14 protein-coding genes are annotated in these 19,944 nt (G+C 63.2%); 10 read left to right on the top strand and 4 right to left on the bottom strand.

Annotated features, from left to right (window positions below; genetic code table 11):
* Positions 1-5: 5 nt before the first annotated feature.
* Positions 6-1,961 (bottom strand): TAT-dependent nitrous-oxide reductase, encoded by a 1,956-nt coding sequence (nosZ, locus tag M1D44_RS23200; RefSeq protein WP_024978428.1) that lies wholly within the window; start codon positions 1,959-1,961, stop codon positions 6-8.
* A gap of 220 nt (positions 1,962-2,181) precedes the next feature.
* The gene (locus tag M1D44_RS23195) at positions 2,182-3,267 is read right to left on the bottom strand and encodes an FAD:protein FMN transferase (protein WP_162634451.1); all 1,086 of its coding nucleotides are present in this window, start codon (positions 3,265-3,267) and stop codon (positions 2,182-2,184) included.
* Positions 3,268-3,522: 255 nt separating this feature from the next.
* Between M1D44_RS23195 and M1D44_RS23190 the strand changes: the two genes are divergently transcribed.
* From M1D44_RS23190 to M1D44_RS23160, 7 genes are all read left to right on the top strand, one after another.
* Positions 3,523-4,353 (top strand): nitrous oxide reductase accessory protein NosL, encoded by an 831-nt coding sequence (locus M1D44_RS23190; RefSeq protein ID WP_316852539.1) that lies wholly within the window; start codon positions 3,523-3,525, stop codon positions 4,351-4,353.
* A gap of 257 nt (positions 4,354-4,610) precedes the next feature.
* The gene (gene flhB, locus M1D44_RS23185) at positions 4,611-5,774 is read left to right on the top strand and encodes a flagellar biosynthesis protein FlhB (protein WP_024978431.1); all 1,164 of its coding nucleotides are present in this window, start codon (positions 4,611-4,613) and stop codon (positions 5,772-5,774) included.
* A 291-nt stretch (positions 5,775-6,065) separates the two neighbouring features.
* A complete protein-coding gene (flhA, locus tag M1D44_RS23180; protein WP_112188411.1) occupies positions 6,066-8,183 on the top strand; it encodes a flagellar biosynthesis protein FlhA in 2,118 nt (705 codons plus the stop codon).
* The gene (gene flhF, locus M1D44_RS23175) at positions 8,180-10,078 is read left to right on the top strand and encodes a flagellar biosynthesis protein FlhF (RefSeq protein WP_316852538.1); all 1,899 of its coding nucleotides are present in this window, start codon (positions 8,180-8,182) and stop codon (positions 10,076-10,078) included. Before flhA ends, flhF begins: the two co-directional genes overlap by 4 nt.
* A gap of 13 nt (positions 10,079-10,091) precedes the next feature.
* The gene (locus tag M1D44_RS23170) at positions 10,092-10,871 is read left to right on the top strand and encodes a MinD/ParA family ATP-binding protein (protein ID WP_316683256.1); all 780 of its coding nucleotides are present in this window, start codon (positions 10,092-10,094) and stop codon (positions 10,869-10,871) included.
* Positions 10,872-10,879: 8 nt separating this feature from the next.
* The gene (locus tag M1D44_RS23165) at positions 10,880-11,641 is read left to right on the top strand and encodes an RNA polymerase sigma factor FliA (RefSeq protein WP_037032131.1); all 762 of its coding nucleotides are present in this window, start codon (positions 10,880-10,882) and stop codon (positions 11,639-11,641) included.
* Between the two features lie 377 nt (positions 11,642-12,018).
* Complete coding sequence (locus M1D44_RS23160; RefSeq protein WP_316683255.1) at positions 12,019-13,446, top strand: nucleobase:cation symporter-2 family protein; 1,428 nt, start codon at positions 12,019-12,021, stop codon at positions 13,444-13,446.
* A gap of 42 nt (positions 13,447-13,488) precedes the next feature.
* On the opposite strand, the gene M1D44_RS23155 is transcribed toward M1D44_RS23160, so the two are convergent.
* Together M1D44_RS23155 and M1D44_RS23150 are read right to left on the bottom strand one after the other, a co-directional pair.
* Positions 13,489-14,571, bottom strand: coding sequence for an aldose epimerase family protein (locus M1D44_RS23155; RefSeq protein WP_439004446.1), 1,083 nt, complete (start codon positions 14,569-14,571; stop codon positions 13,489-13,491).
* Complete coding sequence (locus tag M1D44_RS23150; protein WP_024978438.1) at positions 14,568-15,791, bottom strand: XylR family transcriptional regulator; 1,224 nt, start codon at positions 15,789-15,791, stop codon at positions 14,568-14,570. The genes M1D44_RS23155 and M1D44_RS23150 overlap by 4 nt, the downstream gene beginning before the upstream one ends.
* A gap of 279 nt (positions 15,792-16,070) precedes the next feature.
* Here M1D44_RS23150 and xylF point away from each other — a divergent pair, with 279 nt between their 5' ends.
* The 3 genes from xylF (at position 16,071) to M1D44_RS23135 (ending at position 19,939) form a co-directional block, all read left to right on the top strand.
* The gene (gene xylF / locus M1D44_RS23145) at positions 16,071-17,099 is read left to right on the top strand and encodes a D-xylose ABC transporter substrate-binding protein (RefSeq protein ID WP_024978439.1); all 1,029 of its coding nucleotides are present in this window, start codon (positions 16,071-16,073) and stop codon (positions 17,097-17,099) included.
* Positions 17,100-17,180: 81 nt separating this feature from the next.
* Positions 17,181-18,740 (top strand): D-xylose ABC transporter ATP-binding protein, encoded by a 1,560-nt coding sequence (gene xylG, locus M1D44_RS23140; RefSeq protein ID WP_316852536.1) that lies wholly within the window; start codon positions 17,181-17,183, stop codon positions 18,738-18,740.
* On the top strand, positions 18,737-19,939 hold the full coding sequence (locus tag M1D44_RS23135; RefSeq protein ID WP_112188396.1) for a sugar ABC transporter permease: 1,203 nt from the start codon (positions 18,737-18,739) through the stop codon (positions 19,937-19,939). Before xylG ends, M1D44_RS23135 begins: the two co-directional genes overlap by 4 nt.
* Positions 19,940-19,944 lie beyond the last annotated feature (5 nt).

Below are 19,944 nucleotides of genomic sequence, written 5' to 3'. Positions count from 1 at the left end.
CTCCCTTATGCCTCAACAAGCATGCGCGAGCGCATTTCCAGGTGCAGCGCGTGGCAGAAGTTTGTGCAGTAGCACCAGTAGACACCGGGCTTGTCGGCCTTGAAGGTGACCGACTTGGTTTCCTGCGGGTTCACGATGAAGTTGATGTTGTACTTCGGGATGGCAAAGCCGTGGGTCAAATCCTCCACCTTGTCCAGGTTGGTGAGGATGATCGTCACTTCGTCGCCCTTCTTCACGGTGAACTCGCGCAAGCCAAAGGCAGGTGCCTGCGAGGTCAGGTAGACCGTCACCTGCTTGCCCTTGCGCTCGACGCGGCACTCCTTCGGGTCTTTCACCGCGTTCGGGAACTCATCGATGTTGTAGACCTGACGCGTCTTGATGATGTCGCGGCGGATGACGATCGAGTCATGCGGCTCGGAATAGACCGCATGGTCTGCCACGAGCTTCATCTTGTCGCCCGAGATGTCGATGAGCTGAGCCGTTTCCGGGTGGAGCGGGCCCACCGGCAGGAACCGGTCTTTCGAGAACTTGTTGTCCGAGATGAAGAACTTGCCATCCGGCTCCTTGGTTTCGCCCATCGAGGTGAAACCGTGGCCCGGCTGGTAATTGACGTCGATGCGGTCGACCACCGGCACGGCGGTCTTGTCGCCCTTGAACGCCTTGATCGCCGCTTCGAGGTTCCATTTGACGATCTGGCTGTCGAGGAACAGCGTGGTATAGGCATTGCCGCGGTTGTCAAAACCGGTGTGCAGCGGGCCGAGCCCGATCTCGGGTTCGGCGACCACGCAGTCGCGTGGTTCCTTGACCTCGCCGTTGAACCACTTCAAGACCAGGTCGTGCTCGATCAGCGTCGCCGTCGGTGACAGCTTGCCGGAACAGGCGTAGTACTTGCCGTCCGGGCTGGCATTCACGCCGTGCGGGTTCTTGGGCACGGGCACATAGCATGTGAGCGCGGTCTTCGGGTCGGTGTTGGCGGCTTTGGTGCCGTCGACGACCGGGACTTTCGAGGTGCCGATGGTGAAGGACTTGCCGGCTTTGACGGCAGCTTCGATCCGGGCAATGTTGAAGAAGACGCACGCGTCGCGCTCGGCGGACATCATCTCTTCGTAATGCACGCCGCCTTCGGTGTTGTACTGGTTGGAAGCGGCGAGCTTGCCGTCATACGACGTTGCCACCAAGTCCATGTTGCCGTCGACCTTGACCTGCCAGCGGGGCTCGAGCGTCTCCGCGTCCACGCACGTGAACAGGCAGAAATACTTCTTCGGGTCGTTCAGGTCGCGGCCGTCATTGGGCTGCGGAATATGGAACTCGTTGCCGCAGAACACGCGGGTGGTGTGGTTGATCTTGTCATCCACCGGGTCCCGCTTGTCCGGGAAGACGCCGTGGAAGCCCTGCACGTTCGGCAATTCGACGATCTTGTCGCATTCCATCGTGTCCATGCGCACACGGGCGAGCCGGCTGTGGATCTTGTCGTTGACGAAGATGTACTTCCCATCGTAGGTGCCGTCGGTATAGGACGGATGCACGTGGTGGGTATCGCCGGTCCAGTACTTGAGCGTGCCGTCCGGATTGGTGCCCATGATCTTCTTCGATTCGTTGGTGATGCCCCAGCCCACCAGACAATCGATGTTGAAGACGGGGATGCGCTTGAAGCAGCGTCCCGAAGGCAGACCGTAGATGCGAACTTCACCCGAGTGGCCGCCGCTGGAGAACGCGTAGTAGGTATCCAACTGGCCGGGCGGCACTTCGTACTTGCTGTAGTCGACGCCGCCGGCTGCGCCCGCTTTGCCATCGGCCGGAGCCGCCGCCGCGGGTGCATCCTTGTCTGTGCCTTTGTTGCAGGCTGCCAGGCCCGCGGACAGGCCCACGCCGACCAGCCCCGCTGCCGTCCGGTTCAGAAAGCTGCGCCGTGTCGGGCTCACAGGAATCGGATTCTCAAAATCATTGTTGGATTGGCTCATCTCTTACGCTCCCTCAGAATTGGAAACCACATTAACAAACCGCAAGAATTTGCTATTGACAGCCATCAAAGGTCAGAGAAAACCCATCAATTCGAATTGAATTGCAATGAGCCTTATTTGATTGACCATTGGAAATTTGAATAACCTATTCTTTATAAGGCTATTCGGAATTGAATGAATGTGACGATGCCGTTGCGCTTTGTGCGGGTTGCGGTGCGGATCAGGTGGATGTGGCAGGGCGACCGCCCAGCGCAGCAAACGCGGTTGTCATCCGGTCTTGATGGCGGCCTTCGGCATCGCGCAGGACGAAATAGGCGGCCAGCCCGAGTTGCTCGGCAACCTCGACGCCGCGCTCGGGGCCCAACACAATCAGCGCCGTAGCGTATGCGTCGGCAATCGCACACTGCGACGCGGCCACGGTGACGGAGGTCAGGCCATTGGCGATTGGGCGGCCTGTACGTGGATCGATCTCGTGTGAGTAATGCTGCCCGTCATGCTCAAAGCAGATGCGGTAATCCCCTGACGTTGCCATTGCCATATCGCGCAATGGCACGACGAATCGGGCACGGCGCGGTAGCTTCCGCTGAGGCTCTTCAATACCGATTTGCCACGCACGCCCGTCATGGCGCCGGCCCTTGGCGCGCACCTCTCCACCCACTTCGACCATGTAATCGGCGATGCCCAGCGCGTCGAGCGCGATCGCCGCCTGGTCGACACCAAAACCCTTTGCGATGGCCGATAGATCGGTATACACGCGAGGGTCGGCCTTCGTGGCGGTACGCGTGCGCGGATCGATTTCCAGTGCGCCGGTGCCGACTGCGCTCTTGAGCATCGCCAGCTCGCGCGGCGTTACCACCCGCTGCGCCTTTTCCGGCCCGAAGCCCCACAGGTTGACGAAGCTCCCGGCTGTGACATCGAACGCGCCATCCGTTGCGAGGCTCACAGATCGCGCGATCTGCAATACGCTGATCGTGTCTGCGGACAGCGTGAAGGGGTGCCCGCCCGCATGCCGGTTCAGTTGCGACAGTTCGGAGTCCGCCCGATACGTCGACATGCGTTGATCGACTGCCTGTACAGCCGCATCCACGGCTGCGCGTGCCGCATCGAGCAACGCCGTGTCATCCATCGAGGGAAGCGCGAGCCGGACGTGATATGTCGTGCCCATCGTGTCGCCCTCGAAGGCATATCGGTACCGGGCCGGCGGCGTGCTCGCGGCCGGACTGGCCGTCCAGCGCAGCGTGTGCGCCAGTCCGGCGAGCCCGATACTCGGCAGGATTCCACGGTTGGGCAGAGTGCAACGGTTCAAGATTTCACCGCATGTGTCAGAAGCGGCCGATGGTAGCGGTACGCCTGCGGCACAGATTGATGCGTATCAATTGACAGAAATGCCGTGGCTAGAATTGATGCAAATCAAGCATTTCAGATGCTTTTTTATCCACAACGCAATGTCGGGTATTTTTTTCGAATGTTTTTGCTAAGCAGGAATAGGCAATGCAATTGCCAGCAGAAAGGTCTAATTAAAATATCCAGCATCAATTCCTGCCATTGATCAATTCAGAGGATGAGCCGCGCCGATATGCTCGCCATGTTGGTCTTGGCTGGCGATGCGATTGCCGATGGATTCGTTCATGTCACGCCCGTGGTGTCGTCGTTCCATTTCTTGTGGCCGGGGAGGCAACGCTTGCTTGTCTCCCGTGGAGCTTTCACTTGTGATTTGCCACTGTCATCTTCTGCCCAGAACTGTCTTTATCTGTGGCATCAGCGCCGGTGGATGGAGCGGGTCATGACGACACGCCGTCGGCTGTCCGCATTGGCAGCATTGCTTGCGGCACTCTGGTCTCTTTGGTGGTTTGTTGGACGTGCATCCCTTCGGGCCGAGCCGAAGGTGCCCGACGAGATCTGCTTTGTCGCGCCGGCCGTGCCGTACGATCCGCGATCCGGATTGCAGCCACATGCCCCTCGTCCGGTTCCGGCCAATGCGCGTTGCCCCGTCTGTGGGGCGTTTCCATCTCGCGTTCCCGAGTGGGCGGCGCAGCTCATTTTTGCCAACGGCGATGCGTACTTCTTTGATTCACCGCTGACCCTGTTCATCTACCTGCGAAACCTGCAGCGCTACGCACCCGGGCGACAGGCCGCGGAAGTTGCCGCCAGCTACGTGCATGCCACGGGAGACGGTGGATGGCTTCCGGCACTGCAGGCCGTTTATGTGTCGGGGTCGACCGCTTTGGGACCGATGCGGCGCGGCAACCTTCCCGCATTCCGGAATCTGGCGGATGCGCAACGGTTCATCGCGCGAAATGGTGGCGTGGTGGTGCATCCGGCGGATATCACGGCGGACCGGTTGCAGGATGTCGAGCCGCACCGCATGCCTCGCGCGGCAGACCCCATATAAGGGGGCGGTGTATTTGCGCAGCCAGGGGGCACGACCGCAAACCGGGCGGCTCGCTCATGCGAGCGGATCGGGTTCGGGAGGGGTCATCGCCACCGCGCGGCTCGCAGGCAATGTCGGACGACGTGCACATGCGTCAGGGGGGCATTGCGGGACGGCTTTTTGCCGATAAGCGTGCTTTCAAGGCGTCTTCTTTGCGCTTCGATGGCCAGACCGGGGCGGGATAATGCGAGCGTCCATTCACCCCTCGCACGCCCGGCATGTCCGAAGAAAGCGATCTTGAGAAAACTGAAGCCGCCTCTCCGAGGCGCCTCGAGCAGGCGCGCGAGGAAGGCGACGTTCCCAGATCACGGGAACTGGCTTCGTTCGCCCTCACGGCGGTGTCCGCGGGCGGTTTGTGGGTGATGGGCGACTCGATTGTGCGGGCTGCGTCGTCTTTCCTGGCGCGCTGCCTGGAGTTCCACCGCTACAACTACACCAGCGGGCAGGACCAGTGGAACTACGTGACGGGCCAGTTCATGCCGCTGGCCATGGCGCTGGGCGGGCTGATGCTGATGCTGGTGATTGCCGCGCTGTCGCCGCTGGCGCTCACGCGTGGGGCCATCTCGTTCAAGCCGCTGGCACCTGATATCTCGCGCCTGTTCAAGCTGCAGGGGCTGACGCGCATGTTCTCGCTGGAGGGGCTGATCGAGCTGCCACGCTTGTTGATCAAGCTGTTTCTGATTGCCGGTGTGGGCTGGTTGCTGGTCCGGTACTACCGGGGTGACCTGATCGAACTCCCGCAGCAGGACCTGGGCGTGGCCATGCGCGACACCCTGCACGTGGCTGGCGTGGCCTTCCTCTGCATGGCGGCGGTGATGATGCTGGTGGCGGCCGTGGATGTGCCGCTGTCGTTGTGGCAATACGCGCGCAAACACCGCATGACCAAGGAAGAAGTGCGCAAGGAGCACCGCGAGTCCGAAGGCGATCCGCACGTCAAGGGCCGCATCCGCAACTTGCAGCGCCAGGCGGCCCAGCGCCGCATGATGGCCGATGTGCCCAAGGCCGACGTGATCGTCACTAACCCGACGCACTATGCCGTGGCGCTGCGCTATTCCGAAAAGGAAGGCGGCGCGCCGCGTGTGCTGGCCAAGGGCGCCGACATGGTGGCCGCCAAGATCCGCGAGCTGGGGACGGAGCACAAGATTCCCATCCTGGAAGCGCCCCCGCTGGCCCGTGCGCTGTACCGCCATACCGAGATCGGCCACCAGATTCCGGAGGCGCTCTACGCCGCCGTGGCCGAAGTGCTTGCCTATGTCTACCAGCTACGCCGCCTGCATCAGGTGGGCGGCCGTGTGCCGGTGCGCCCGACCGACCTGCCGGTGCCTGCCGATATGGACCCGGGGCCGCAACCCGGCCCGGACGACGAGCCCGAAGACGCCTAAAACGTCGCCCATCGAGCAAACACCCCACGCGCCGAGTTCCGAACTCGAATCGCCAGACAAAAAGCGCCGAGCACGACGCTTTTTGCCCGGCGAGTAGCGGTTTGATGTCCGCGCATGGGGCGCTTGGCGTGCAACGACGGCCAAACGGCGCCACCGCCCGCTTCCGCACCCCCCGGTGGGAGGGTATTTCAAAGAAAAGCCGCCTTTTGGGCGGCTTTCTCACGTCTTCGATTTGGCGGTTCCCCCGGCAAGATGGCATCCATCGAAAAGCCCCCCGCTGCACGCCCGCCAATGAACGCCGCACTGCTCCGAGTCACCGACATCCTGCGCAAGGGCGACTACCGCTCCGCCGCGGGCCCGGTGCTCATCATCCTGATCCTGGCGATGATGGTGCTGCCATTGCCGCCGTTCATCCTCGATCTGCTGTTCACGTTCAACATCGCGCTGTCGATCATCGTGCTGCTGATCAGCATGCACACGCTCAAGCCGCTGGATTTCTCGTCGTTCCCGAGCATCCTGCTGATTACCACGCTGATGCGGCTGTCGTTGAACGTGGCCTCCACGCGCGTGGTGCTGATGGAAGGCCACACCGGCCCGGACGCCGCCGGCAAGGTGATCGAAGCTTTCGGCCACTTCCTGGTGGGCGGCAACTACACCGTCGGCATCGTGCTGTTCGTCATCCTGGTGATCATCAACTTCATGGTGATCAGCAAGGGCGCGGGCCGCATTGCCGAGGTCAGCGCGCGCTTCACCCTGGATGCGATGCCCGGCAAGCAGATGGCGATCGACGCCGACCTGAACGCCGGCCTCATCCGTGAAGACGAAGCCCGCAGGCGCCGCACGGAGATCGCCCAGGAAGCTGAATTCTTCGGCTCCATGGACGGTGCCAGCAAGTTCGTGCGCGGGGATTCGGTGGCGGGTATCGCCATTCTGCTGATCAACATCATCGGCGGCCTGGCCGTGGGCGTGCTCCAGCACGGCATGGACGTCGGCCACGCAGCCACCAACTACACGCTGCTGACCATCGGCGACGGCCTGGTCGCGCAGATTCCCGCGCTGGTGATCTCCACCGCGGCGGGCATCATGGTCAGCCGCGTCTCCACCGACAAGGACGTCGGTCAGCAACTGTCGAGCGAGCTGTTTGCCATGCCGACGGTGCTGATGACCACCGCCGGTGTGCTGGGCGTGCTGGGCATGGTGCCGGGCATGCCGCACTTCCCGTTCATCCTGTTTGGCGGCGGTCTGGGCTATCTGGGCTGGTACCTCAAGAAGAAGCGCGAGGTGCCTGAGGTCGAACCCGTGCTGCAGGCCATTGCCCCGGTGGATACGCCCGAGGCGAGCTGGGACGATGTGTCGTGGGTCGACGTGCTGGGCCTGGAAATCGGCTATCGCCTGATTCCGCTGGTGGACAAGAGCCAGGACGGCGAGCTGCTGCGCCGGATCAAGGGCATCCGCAAGAAGTTCACGCAGGACATGGGTTTCCTGGCGCCGGTTGTGCATATCCGCGACAACCTGGAGCTGGGCCCGTCGTCGTACCGCATCACGCTCAAGGGCGTGGAAATCGGCCAGGGCGAAGTGCAGCAGGGCAAGTTCCTCGCCATCAATCCGGGTGGCCAGGATGGCCTGGGCGGCCATGGCGGCCTGGGTGGTCGCCTGGGCACGCAATTGCCTGGCACGCCCACCGTGGACCCGACCTTCGGCCTGCCGGCCATGTGGATCAACGCTGATGTGCGCGATCGCGCGCAGGCCGAGGGCTATACCGTGGTCGATTGCAGCACGGTCATCGCCACCCACGTCAATCAGTTGATTTACACCCATAGCACCGAGCTTCTCGGCCGTTTGGAAGTCCAGCAATTGCTCGATCATTTGGGCAAGGAAGCACCGAAGCTGGTCGAAGACGTTGTGCCGAAGCTGTTGCCCGTCGCGACCGTGCAGAAGGTGCTGCAGAACCTGCTGGACGAAGGCCTGCATATCCGCGACATCCGCACCATCGTCGAGACGCTGGCGGAACACGGAGGCAGGACGCAAGACCCCGCCGAACTCACCGCTGCCGTGCGTGTGGCGCTGGGCCGGGCGATTGCCCAGCAGCTCTTCCCGAACAAGACCGAAATGCAGGTCGTCACGCTTGACCCGAATCTGGAGAACATCTTGCTGCAAAGCGTCGTTGGCTCTAACGCCGGCCCGATCGAACCGCAACTGGCCGACTCGCTCATGCAAGCGGCTGCGGACTCGTCGCGGCAGCACGAACAGATGGGTCAGACGGGCGTCCTGCTCGTACCGCCCGTACTGCGCCCGATGCTTGCCCGCCTGTTCAAGCGTGCCGCACCGAGCCTGCGCGTGCTCTCGCACGCAGAAATTCCAGATCACCGAACGATTAAGGTTGTCGCCATGCTTGGAGGCCGCGCATGAAAATGCATCGATTCACCGGACTGACGTCGCGTGACGTCTTGCGCAAAGTCCGCGACCAACTGGGCGATGGCGCTCTGATTCTGTCGAACCGCGCCATTCCTGGCGGCATCGAGATCATCGCGGCATCCGACTCGCACGTGGATGCGCTGGTCGACACGCAGTCGTCGGCGCCCAAGACGGCACAGCGGCGTCCGATGGCACCGGCGCCGATCCCCGAGCCCGCACCGATTGCCGCTGCAACCGCAGCCGTGGTTGCCGCCCAGGCACCTGCTGAAGAAGCACCGCAGGTCGAGGCCCCGGCGCCCAACGCGCTGGCCCGTCTGCGTAACCGCTTCATTGCCTCGCGCCGCGCCCCCGCACAGGAAGAGGCACCGGCAGCCCCGGTTGCTCCGGTGGCCAAGCCGGCCGGCCGCACGCTGCAAACGCGCGTGGATGACGACGTGGCGTTTGGCGAAGAAGATGCGCTGGCAGCATCCACCCGCATGCTGGCTGGCCTGTCGCTGGACCGTGCCAATGCAGAGGTTGCCCAGTCTGCGGCGCAGGCCCTGGCCAGCACCGCACAGTTCATCGCCCGCCGCACCACGGTGGAAGACGACGAGCCGGAGATGGAATCGACTGCCCGCTTTGCCGCACGTCGCGAACAAGCGCGTGAACAGGCACGCGAGCAGGATGACCGCCCGGTTTCGCTGCGCAGCTTTGCCGAGCGCGTGGAAGCCCAGGCCCGTACCCTTCGCGCCGAACAACAGAAGGCCGACGCGCCTGTGAAGCCGCGCGGCGACGCGCAAGCCGACGCAGGCAAGGCGTCCGACATTTTCGTCCGCGTGGAGGACACGATGGCCAAGCCCGAAGCCCCGCGTGATGACGTGAGCCTGCAGCGTTCGGCCATCCAGGCCGACGTGAAGGAAAGCATCCGTGCCGAGACCGACGTGATGACCCGCCGCATGGTCGGCGAGATCGAAACGCTCAAGAGCACGCTGAACGACGCCATGTCGAGCCTGGCCTCGCTGGGCGTGAAGCTGGGCGACCCGGTGCGTACGCGCCTGTTCCAGACCATGCTCAACGCAGGGTTCTCGGCACAGCTCACGCGCTACGTGCTGGAGAACATGCCGCAGCACGACTCGTATGAAGGCGCGCTGGATTTCGTGCAGCGCGCGATTGAAAAGAACCTGACCACCGTGTCGGATGAAAACAGCCTGCTCGACCAGGGCGGCGTGTTTGCCCTGATGGGCCCGACCGGCGTGGGCAAGACCACCACGACCGCCAAGCTGGCCGCGCGCTTCGTGCTGCGCCATGGCGCATCGCGCGTGGCACTGCTCTCGACCGACAGCTACCGGATCGGCGGCCATGAACAACTGCGCATCTACGGCAAGATCCTGGGCGTTTCGGTGCATGCCGTGAAAGACGCGCAAGACCTGAGCCTCGCCCTGAACGATCTGCGCGAGAAGCACGTGGTGCTGATCGACACCATCGGCATGAGCCAGCGCGACCGCGCCGTGTCCGAACAGATGGCGATGCTGCATGCCGTGGGCCCGTCGATCAAGCGCCTGCTGCTGCTGAACGCCGCAAGCAACGGCAAGACGCTCGATGAAGTGGTGGGTGCCTACCGCGACGCCAACCTGGCCGGCTGCATCCTGACCAAGATCGACGAGGCTGCGTCTGTTGGCCACGCGATGGACGTGATGATCCGCCGCCGCCTGCCGCTGCACTACGTGTCGTACGGCCAGCGTGTGCCGGAAGACATTGCGGTGCCGAACAAGAAGCTGCTGATCCACCGCTCGTTCCGGGCCGGTGCGGAGCAGTCGTCGTTCACGCTGGATTCGGACGAATCGTTGCTCGTGGCGCAAGGCGCTGCGCGCAACCGCGAACCTGGCCTGGCCGCTTTCGATTTCGCCTGACAAGGGGGCGACCATGACGACGCCATTCGCCAAGGATCAAGCCGCAGGGCTGCGGCGCATGCTCGGTCATGCCGCTGCTCGTCGTGTGCTGGTGATCGGTGCGGAAGAGCAGGTCGATGACTTTGTCGACAACCTGCGCATCGCGCTGTCCGCCATGGGCCGCGACACGGCCGTGGTGAACGCCCAGACCATGCTCGCCATGCCCGGCGTGCTCGAGCAGTACGACGAGACGGCGGATGTGACGCTCGTGGCCGCGCATTTCGGCACCCGGGCACTGAGCACCGTGGCTGAAGTCTGCGACGACGTGCTGCTGACCTTCTCCGATGGTCCGGAAGGCATCAAGAGCGCGTACACGCTGCTCAAGAAAACCGCCGTGCTGCAAGGCAGCGCTGGCATCCGCACCGTGGTGTGCGGCGCGCATTCGGTGGATTCCGCCGTGCGCGTGTTCGGCAACCTGGCCAACACCGTGGGCCAGTACCTGAACACCCGTATCGATTTCGCTGGCTACCTCCCTGAGGACCGGCACGTAGAACTTGCGCTCTCGCTCGGCAAGCCCGTGGCGAGCGCGTTTCCCGCATCGCCTTCGGCCATGGCCTTCCGCCAGCTTGCCGAAGAAATGTTGAGCTGGGCCAGCGCCGAGGCCCAAGCCGGTGATGGCAGTGCGCCGTCGCGGGTGGTCATGTCGGCGCGGGCTCCGGCACAGCCGGCAGATGAATCGGCGCAAGCAACGTCAATGTCCACATCGACTGCGACGATCCGCGCCACCGCACGCGCGGCCGAATTGGTTTATTGAGGCGCAGCATGAACGAAGCGTCAAAGGCAGGCATGGATATGTACACCGCAACCGGTCGCAAGACCAAGTCCGACGAGATGGCCACGTATGCTCCACTGGTACGTCGCATTGCCAACCAGATGATGGTCAAGCTGCCGGCCAGCGTTGAGCTGGATGACCTGATCCAGGCCGGCATGATGGGCTTGCTCGATGCGCTGTCGCGCTATGAGGAAACGCAGGGCGTGCAGTTCGAGTTCTACGCGGCCCAGCGTATTCGCGGCGCGATCCTGGACGAACTGCGCGGCTCGGACTGGCTGCCGCGCGGGCTGCGCCGCAACGCGCGCACGATCGAGCAGGCGATCCAGAAGCTGCAGCAGCAGAAGGGCCGCGCGCCCACCGAAACCGAGATTGCCGTAGCGCTGGGCATGTCGCTGGCCGAATACCAGAAGCAACTGGTCGACCTGCAGGGCAGTCAGCTGCTGTATTACGAAGATTTCGACCGCGAAGACGCCGACGCCTTCATCGAGAACCGCGCGCCCGAGAACGACGCCACACCGCTGGACCAACTGCTGGACCACGACCTGCGCGAATCGGTTGTCGCTGCCATCGAGGCTCTGCCCGAGCGCGAAAAGCTCATGATGAGCCTCTACTACGAGCAGGATCTGAACCTGCGCGAGATCGGCGCCGTGATGGGCGTGTCGGAATCGCGCGTGTGCCAGATCCACAGCCAGGCCATCGCCCGCATCCGCTCGCGCCTGCGCGATCGCGCATGGCTGCCGACGCCGACCTGATCTGAGGTCGGCTGAGAGCCACTGACACAACCCTGTGCTTCACGGGGTTTGATGGCGGCTCCTGGTTCCAGCTTTACCTGCCAGGTATTTCTACTGCGCGGCCAGCGACTCATGTCGCGGCCGCGCTTTTTCTTTGGGCCCCGGTCACGAGGCGCGCTTGGAGGCTTGAGGCAGGTTGATCACGGCGCACACGCGTTTCAGAACGCAAAATATGTACACAAAAAACGATTGTAATTGTTGACAGAAAAATGGAGCCCCTCCAAGATGCCGGCAAATACGCGGCATCACGCCGCATGAATGCAGGCGGACGGAATCCGCCGCACCCGCCTAAAGCACGCTCCCGGCATTGACACGGGGGCGGCCCCAGGAGACAGACAATGCGCCAATCCCCCGGCCAACCCTCGCCTTCTTCGTCGACAATCGCTCACGCCGTTGCCGATCCCGTCAACGAGCGTCTGCCGCTGCCCCGTCTGTTCGCACTGGGCTTGCAACACCTGTTGGTGATGTACGCCGGTGCGATTGCCGTGCCGCTGATTGTCGGCAATGCGCTCGGCCTGTCGAAGAGCGATCTGTCGTATCTGGTCAACTGCGATCTGTTTGCGGCTGGGATCGGCACGCTCATCCAATCCCTCGGTTTCCTGATCTTCGGGATCCGCCTGCCGGTGATGATGGGCGTCACGTTTGCCGCAGTTGCACCCATGATTGCCATTGGCGTGGAGCCCGGCATGGGGCTGCCCGGTATTTTCGGGGCGTCCATCGTTTCTGGTGTGTTCGGCATTGCCATTGCGCCGCTCATGGGCCGGCTGCTGGGCCTGTTCCCGCGCGTGGTAACGGGCACGGTCATCATGCTGATCGGTTTTTCGCTGTTGAGCGTGGGGATCAACTGGGCCGCGGGCGGTCAGCAGATGATTCCGCAGGTGGTCGACGGCGTGCGCCACATGGTGCCGAACCCGGCGTTTGGCGATCCGTTCGGCCTGGCCATTGCAGCGCTGGTGCTGGTGACGATTCTGCTGCTGACCAAATTCGGTAACGCACTGCTGTGCAATATCGCGGTGCTGCTTGGCATCGTGACGGGCACGCTGGTGGCGGCGGCATTTGGCAAAGTGTCGCTGGCTGATGCGAGCGCCGCGCCGCTGATGACGCTGGTGACGCCGTTCCACTTCGGTATGCCGAAGTTCGAGCTGTCGGCCATCATCTCGATGTGCATCGTGATCGTGATCACGCTGGTGGAATCGACCGGCATGTTCCTCGCGCTGTCGCACGTGGTGGGCAAGCCGATCTCGCGCAACGAGTTGACCAACGGCCTGCGTGCCGATGGCCTGGCGACGGTCGTGGCGGGTGTGTTCAACACGTTCCCGCATACGTCGTTCTCACAGAACATCGGGCTGGTGTCGATCACGGGCGTGCGTTCGCGCTATGTGGCGGCCGCCGGCGGGGTGCTGCTGATCGTGCTGGGTCTGTTTCCGAAGCTCTCTTACGTGGTGGCGTCTGTGCCGCAATACGTGCTGGGCGGTGCGGGCATCGTGATGTTCGGCATGGTGGCCGCTGCCGGCATCCGCATGCTGGGCATGGTCGATTTCCAGCAGCAGCGCCACAACCTGCTGATCATCGCGGTGTCGGTCGGCTTTGGCATGATGCCGACGCTGGCGCCGGCGTTCTTCCACCACTTTCCGGACTGGACGCACCCCATCACCCACAGCGGCATCGTGATGGGCACGCTGGTGGCCGTGGTGCTCAACGCATGGTTCAACGGCATCCGCGGCGCGCACGAAGTCATGCACGGCGCGGCCGCAGCGGCGCATTGAACATCCAAGCCGCGTGCCTGAATGCAGATCAGGTCTCGCGGCTCAGGTCTCTTCAGCAACCGACACGCGGTATGCGGTGCGCTGCCGGTAGACCTGGCCCGGGCGGAACGTGACCGCTTCCGCATCGGGCATGTTGACCTGGTTCGGGAACGCGCTCGCTTCCAGGCACAAGCCGCTGCGTAGCGCGTGCGTGCCCCCCAGCTTGTGCCCCGAGTAGAACTGAAGCCCGCGCTGATCGGTGAGTACTGTCAATTCGCGCCCGCTGCCTGGGTCATACAGCCGGGCGACTGGGCGCACATGCGGGCGACCCTCCGGCGCCGTATTGCGCAGCACGAAGCAGTGGTCGAACCCGCCGGCCTGCGCGAGTTGCGCGTTAGGCCAGTCCAACCGTACCCCGATGGGCGCCCCCTGACGAAAATCGAATGCCGTGCCAGCGACACTGGCTGTCCGCGTCGGAATCAGCTTTGCATCGACTTCCAGAAAGGCGTCGGCATCGATCGACAGGATGTGGCCTTTGATGTCGGTGCCGGGCTTGCCGCTCAGGTTGAAATACCCGTGGCTTGTCAGGTTGATCGGCGTGGGCGCATCGGTCCGGGCTTCATAGTCGATCGACAGCGTGCCGTCGTCGTCAAGCACGTAGCGAACCTGGACGGCGACATTGCCCGGGAATCCCGCATCGCCTTCCGGGGAGGTGAGCCGCAGGACCAATGCGCCGTCCTGATCCTCGGCCTCCCATAGCGCCCGATGAAACCCGCTCGCCCCGCCATGGAGCAGGTTGCCCCCCTCATTGCGGTCGAGCGCGTAGTCGATGCCGTCGAGCGTGAAGCGCGCGCCCGCAATCCGGTTGGCCCAGCGTCCGATCAAGCCCCCCAGATAGCCCGGCGATTCAAGGTAGGCGGCAGGCGTCGCGTGGTTCAGAAGAATCTCCCCCAGGTGCCCGCTGCGATCCGGTGCTTGCCAGGAGACGAGCGTCGCCCCCAGATCGCTGATCGAAACGCGCATGCCCGAGGCATTGCGCAGCGTGAACAGCCGAACGGGTTCACCGTCCGGCAATTGCCCCCATGTTGCTGACGAGAGGGCTCCGTCGAGCGGCGCGTGTGCGGACAGCGCTGGCGCGATGCTCATGATTGGCCCTCCGTGATGGCGCGTTCCTGGTATTCGCGTGGCGTGCAATCCAGCTCACGGCGGAATACGGCGTGCATGTATTGGGGTGAGGTAAAGCCGCAGCGCACCGCCACCTCGGCGGTTGCGACATCACGGCTGGCCAGCATGTGCTTGGCGGCGTCGAGCTTATGGCGAAGGATTTCCTGGTGCACGGTGCAATTCAATTCACGACGAAAGTGTTCTTCGAGCGATGACCGCGAGATACCGACGTAGTCCGCGACCTGCTCGGTCTTGATTCCCTGGCAGGCGTACTGCCGGATGAAGTGGCGCGCGCGCATGACATATGGGCTGGAAAGCGGCTGGTGCCTGGACGACGCCAGCACATTGATGCCAACCGGCGGCACGAGAATCTGCCGGCCTGCCAGGCGGGCACCGCCCAGCATCTGATGCAGCAGATGCGCAGCGGTGCGCCCCATCTCCACCGTGCCCTGAATGACCGATGACAACGGGATGCGGCTCAAGGTGCGTGTGAGCGGATCGTTGTCGATGCCGATGATGGCGACTTCCTCTGGCACAGCCAACCCTGCCGTCATGCAAGCCTGCAGCAGGTGCCGGGCCCGCGCGTCGGTGACGGCAATGATGCCGATGGGCTTGGGCAAGCCCCGCAGCCATTCAATCAACTGACCGATCGCCTGATGCCAGGTCGGCGCGCTGGTCGAGAGGCCCCGGTAAATCTCCTGGTCAATCGGGGCGGCGGGATTGTCCTGCCGGCGCAAGCGGGTAAAGGCCAGTTCGCGTTGCTGTGCCCAGCGGTTCTCCGGTGCCTGGGGCAGGCTGTACAACGCAAAGTGCTGCAGGCCGGCTTCGATCAGGTGCCGGTATGCCAGCGAGACCAGCTTGCCGTTGTCCGTTGCGACATAGGGCTCCTTGGACGGGTATTGCGCTGCATTTTCATATGACGAGCCGACGGCCACCACCGGCAGCGGGCAACCGCGCAGCGCCTCAGCGACTGCCGGGTCGTCGAAATCCGCAATGATGCCGTCGCCATCAAAGCGCTCGATGCCAGGCAGCCGGCAGCGGAAATCCTCTTCGAGAAACAGGTCCCACGTCACGCGCGTGGAGCGCATGTAGTCGCCAATGCCCGCAATGATCTCGCGGTCGTACACCTTGTTGGCATTGAACAGCAGCGCAATGCGATGAATGCGCGCGTGCTGCGATGGATCGGACGGTTGACGGTGCATGGTGGCTCGGGCCGCTCGCGGTGGCTGGGGTTGCCAAACGGCTGCAGCGCTGGGGCGTGCTGCGCGCTTGCACATTCTATTGGCTACGTGGGGCGCTGTCAGACGATCGCAGCGGGGTGGCAAGAAATGTTAGGGCGGTTGGGTAATTTCGTAATTGCCCGTGCCGAGCGGTCGCATCACCATGCGATGGCCGTCGAGCCGGGCGAGATCACTATTGCGGCGCACCACGCGCACCGTCGGCCTAGGGGTATCCACCAACAATAGAAGATGGAGTGAGACATGAAATCGAACCAACGCCGTAGTGTTCTGAGGGCCGCCTTTTGCGGTGCAATGCTCGCCAGCCTGTCGATTGCAGCGCCCCTGGCGCATGCCAGCAAGGCGCATCCGGAAATCGGCTTCTGTATTGATGACCTGCGCGTGGAGCGCTGGTCGCGCGACCGCGATTACTTTGTCGCTGCCGCAGAAAAGCTGGGCGCGAAAGTGTCGGTGCAATCGGCGGATGCCAGCGAGCAACGTCAGATCTCCCAGATCGAGAACCTGATCTCGCGCGGTGTCGACGTGATCGTCATCGTGCCGTTCAACTCCAAGGCGCTGACCAATGTGGTGGCGGAAGCCAAGAAGGCAGGCATCAAGGTGGTGTCGTATGACCGCCTGATTCTCGATGCCGACGTCGATGCCTATATCTCCTTCGACAACGAGAAGGTGGGCGAGCTGCAAGCGCAGGGCGTCTACAACGTCCGGCCCAAGGGTAACTACTTCCTGCTGGGTGGCGCCCCCACCGACAACAACGCGAAGATGCTGCGGCAGGGCCAGTTGAAGGTGCTGCAGCCGGCCATCGACCGCGGTGACATCAAGGTCGTCGGCTCGCAATGGGTGCCCGAGTGGAGCGCGTCTGCGGCGCTGGGTATTGTCGAAAACGCGCTGACGGCGAACAACAACAAGATCGATGCCGTAGTTGCATCCAACGACGGCACGGCCGGTGGCGCGATCCAGGCACTGGCTGCGCAGAAGCTTGCCGGGAAAGTGCCGGTGTCGGGGCAGGATGCGGACCTTGCTGCCGTCAAGCGCGTGATTGCCGGTACGCAGACGATGACGGTTTACAAGCCGCTCAAGCTGATTGCGACGGAAGCCGCGCAGCTTTCGGTGGCACTCGCCAAGGGTGACAAGCCCAAATACAACGCGCAGTACGACAACGGCAAGAAGAAGGTCGACACGGTGTTGCTGCAGCCCACCCAACTCACGAAGGACAACGTCAACCTGGTGGTGAAAGACGGCTTCTACACGCAGGCTCAGATCGGCGGCCAGTAAGGTCGCGCAGTCAGGGCCACTTTGTGCCGGCGGCGAGCCAACGCTTTGTCGCCGGCCGCGTTCGTACCTCAAGGACGAGGCATGTCTGAACCTCTGTTGCAGATGCGCGGCATCGTCAAGACGTTTGACGGTGTGAAGGCGCTCGACGGTATCAACCTGGCCGTGAGGCCGGGCGAGTGTGTTGGCCTGTGCGGCGAGAACGGCGCCGGAAAATCAACGCTCATGAAGGTGCTTTCCGGTGTGTACCCGAGCGGCACCTGGGATGGAGAAATTCTCTGGGAAGGCCGACCGCTCCAAGCCGGCGGCATTCGAGACACGGAGCGTGCGGGCATCGTCATCATCCATCAGGAACTGATGCTGGTGCCGGAATTGTCGGTGGCGGAGAACATCTATCTCGGCAACGAGATTACGCTGCCCGGCGGCCGCATGAACTACTCGGCCATGTACCAGGGCGCGGACAAGTTGCTGCGTGACCTGAACATTCAGGGCATCAACGTCGCGTTGCCTGTGATGCACTACGGTGGCGGCCATCAGCAACTGATTGAAATCGCCAAGGCGCTCAACAAGCGCGCCAAGCTGCTGATTCTGGACGAGCCATCGTCGTCGCTTACGGCGGCTGAAACGCGCATCCTGCTCGATATCGTCCGCGACCTGAAGGCGCGCGGCATTGCGTGTGTCTACATCTCGCACAAGCTCGACGAGGTGGAAGCGGTGTGCGACACGGTCACCGTCATCCGCGACGGCCGCCATGTGTCCACCGCGCCGATGCTGGACCTGACCACCGACCGAATCATTGCGCAGATGGTCGGGCGCGAGATTACGCAACTGTTCCCGCGCGAACCCCATCCCATCGGGGAGGTTGTTTTCGAGGCGCGCAATGTGACGTGCTACGACGCGAACAACCCGGCTCGCAAGCGGGTCAACGATGTGTCTTTCTCGGTGCGGCGGGGTGAAATTCTTGGCGTGGCGGGGCTGGTCGGCGCAGGGCGCACCGAGCTGATGCAGGCGGTTTATGGCGCGTATGAAGGCGCCAGTGAGGTGGAGCTCGAACTGGACGGAAAACCGTTGAAAGTCCGGGCGCCGCTTGACGCCATTCGTGCGGGCATTGCGATGGTGCCGGAAGACCGCAAACGTCACGGCATCGTCTCGCTGATGAGTGTCGGCCACAACATCACGCTCGCCGTACTCCAGCGTTTTTCGCGTCTCGGGCGCATTGACGGCGCGGCCGAACTCGACACGATCCGCAAGGAGATGCGGCGGCTTGCCGTGCGTGCCGCGCATCCGATGCTGCCGATTGCCAGCCTGTCGGGCGGCAATCAGCAAAAGGCCGTCCTCACTCGCATGCTGCTTACCGAGCCGCGCGTCCTGATTCTGGATGAGCCGACCCGCGGTGTGGATGTCGGCGCCAAGTACGAGATCTACAAGCTGATCGGCGACTTGGCCAAACGCGGCATGGCCATCATCGTCATTTCATCGGAGCTGCCGGAAGTGCTCGGCATTTCGGATCGCGTGCTGGTGATCGGCGAGGGTGAGCTGCGTGGCGACTTCGTGAACGACGGGCTGACGCAGGAACACATTCTGACCGCAGCCATTCAACCGGTGCGGCACGCATCCACTTTTCATCAGGTAGGCCACGCATGACTTCTCAGACGAGCCCACAAGCCGCCGGCGGGGTGGACCCTTCGCGTAGCACGCTCAAGGCAACCCAGCGCCTGAGGCAACTCTTCGCACGCTACAAGATCCTGGCGTTGCTGATCGCCGTGGCCGCGATCTGGCTGTTCTTTTCGATGCTGACCGACGGTGCATTTACGTCGCCTCGCAATCTCTCCAATCTGCTGCGGCAGATGTCCATTACGGGGATGCTGGCCTGCGGGATGGTGTTCGTCATCATCGCGGGCGAGATCGATCTCTCCGTCGGTTCGCTGTTGGGCTTGCTTGGCGGCGTGGCTGCCATCCTCGATCAAGGACTGGGTTGGCCAATTGTCGCGACGGTGCCTGTGGTGCTTCTGCTTGGGGTGGCCATGGGTCTGTTCAACGGATGGTGGTCAACCTACCGGGGCGTTCCGTCCTTCATCGTTGGCCTGGGCGGCATGCTCGCGTATCGCGGCATCCTGCTCGGCCTCACACATGGCTCGACGATTGCGCCGGTGTCGGACAGCTTCGTGCTGATCGGCCAGGGCTATCTGCCCCGCCGGGTGGGTGACCTGATGGCGGTGCTGATCTTCTGCCTGTTGGTGTTCGTGGTGATCAGGCAGCGGCGTGAGCACCGCCGCTATGAACTTGACGTCGCCCCGCTATGGCAAGACGTCGCCAAGTTGATTGTTGCGGGCGCGGTCATCGTTGCATTTGTCGCCACGCTCAACAGTTATGGCGGTATCCCGGTGCCCGTTTTGCTCGTTCTGGCGCTACTGGGCATTTTTTCGTGGATTGCCAGCCAGACCGTGTTCGGGCGCCGTATCTACTCCGTGGGTTCGAACCTGGAGGCCACGCGCCTGTCGGGCATCAACACCGATCGCGTGAAGCTGGCCATCTTCGGGCTCATGGGCCTGATGTGTGCGTTCGCCGGCATCGTCAATACGGCGCGTCTCGCTGCGGGCTCACCGTCCGCCGGAACCATGGGCGAGCTGGATGCCATCGCGGCCTGCTTTATCGGGGGCACGTCAATGCGCGGCGGCGCGGGCACGGTCTACGGCGCGCTGGTCGGCGCGCTCGTCATGGCCAGTCTCGACAACGGCATGTCCATGCTCGACGTGGATGCGTACTGGCAGATGATCGTCAAGGGCGGCATCCTCGTACTGGCCGTCTGGGTGGATGTCATCTCGCGCTCCGGCCGCCGCTGAATTTG

The sequence above is a fragment of the Ralstonia sp. SA306 genome, from assembly GCF_054792405.1.
The sequence above is the reverse complement of the archived record's forward strand: the minus strand, read 5'-3'. Positions and strand labels throughout refer to the sequence as shown.